Annotated in this window: 2 protein-coding genes and 1 pseudogene; all 3 read left to right on the plus strand. The window is 56.8% G+C overall.

Features of this window, described 5'->3' with window-relative positions; genetic code table 11:
- Positions 1-107: 107 nt before the first annotated feature.
- The gene (locus tag H1B27_RS40710) at positions 108-386 is read left to right on the plus strand and encodes an IS4/Tn5 family transposase DNA-binding protein (RefSeq protein WP_246516080.1); all 279 of its coding nucleotides are present in this window, start codon (positions 108-110) and stop codon (positions 384-386) included.
- A gap of 18 nt (positions 387-404) precedes the next feature.
- Positions 405-1001, plus strand: a complete 597-nt coding sequence (locus tag H1B27_RS40715) for a hypothetical protein (RefSeq protein WP_246516082.1) — start codon at positions 405-407, stop codon at positions 999-1001.
- Positions 989-1353: pseudogene (locus H1B27_RS40720) on the plus strand (IS4 family transposase); the annotation flags it as partial. The gene H1B27_RS40715 and the pseudogene H1B27_RS40720, both read left to right, overlap by 13 nt.

The raw sequence follows: 1353 nt of genomic DNA on the forward strand, positions 1-1353 counted from the left end.
TCCTTGGAAGGTGAATGTTGGATTGATCGAGAGAGTAGTGGATGCGAGTTTAGGGATGCGCGGCTCGGCGACAGATTCCGCAACTGCTCACGCAGATTGGAAGCGCCATGGGACAAAGCATTCCGCTCGTCTGCCAGGATTGGGCAAATACCAAGGCGGCCTACCGCTTCTTCTCTAATGACCGGGTCAGCGAAGCGGACATTCTGGCCGGCCATTTCCAATCGACACGTGATCGCGCCGCCGCCACTGAAGGTCTCGTTCTTGTGCTGCACGATACAACCGAATTCAGCTATCAACGCGAGAAGTCAGAAGCGATCGGTATCACCAAGAGCATAAACAGTGGACGGGATAGGGCGGGTCGCCTCAGATCGCACACGGCATCCTGATGCCATTCGAGCCTCGCGGTGACAATCGAGGGGGTGCCGCTGGGGCTGGCGGCCGTTAAGTTCTGGACCCGGAAGAAATTCAAGGGGACGGCAGCGCTTAAAAAGAAGATAAATCCGACCCGGATTCCCATCGAGAAAAAGGAAAGCGTCCGGTGGTTGGAAAATCTCAAGCAGTCTACGCAGCTGTTGGATCATTCGGGACAATGCATCCATCTCGGTGATCGCGAGAGTGACATCTACGAGCTCCTCTGCGCAGCACAGGAGATCGGAACTTATTTCCTGATGAGGACCTGCGTCAACCGCTCGGCTGGAGAGGGGGATCACACGATCGCCGACGAAATGGACGAGGTCGCCGTCAAAGGGCTCCATTGCATCGAAGTCAGAGACAGCAACGGCGATCCCGACCAGGCCGTTCTTGAGATCAGGTATCGCAAGGTTCGCGTCCTGCCGCCGATCGGAAAGCAGAAGCGCTATCCCGCTCTGACCCTGACGGTGATCCACGCCGAAGAGCGCGGGATGCCGAAGAACAGAAAGAAGATCGATTGGAAGCTGATCACAAATCTGCCTGTTAGCTCCCGCACTGAGGCCATTGAGAAGCTCGAATGGCATCTTTGAGATGGAAGATCGAGGTGTTCCATAAGATCCTCAAATCAGGCTGCAAAGCTGAGGAGTCAAAGCTCAGGACCGCCCAGCGTCTGACCAATCTGATCTCGCTCTTTTGCATCCTGAGTTGGCGGGTCTTTTGGATGACGATGCTCAACCGTTCGGCTCCAGACGCGCCGCCAACCCTCGCGTTGACCGCGACTGAAATCGGCGTGCTCGATCGCCTCGTGAACGACAGACCAAAAGCAAGACGGAAAACGCTGTCGTACTATCTGATCAAGGTTGCCCGGGCTCGGCGGTTATCTCGCCCGCGCCAGCGATCCGCCGCCTGGCAATACCGTCATGTGGCGCGGGCTGTCACGTC

The sequence above is a fragment of the Bradyrhizobium diversitatis genome (genome assembly GCF_016031635.1).
In the GTDB taxonomy this organism is placed as follows: Bacteria; Pseudomonadota; Alphaproteobacteria; order Rhizobiales; family Xanthobacteraceae; genus Bradyrhizobium; species Bradyrhizobium diversitatis.

Coding starts and splice junctions, on each gene's coding strand:
- H1B27_RS40710 (WP_246516080.1), top strand. CDS start 108: ATGGGACAAAGCATTCCGCTCGTCTGCCAGGATTGGGCAAATACCAAG.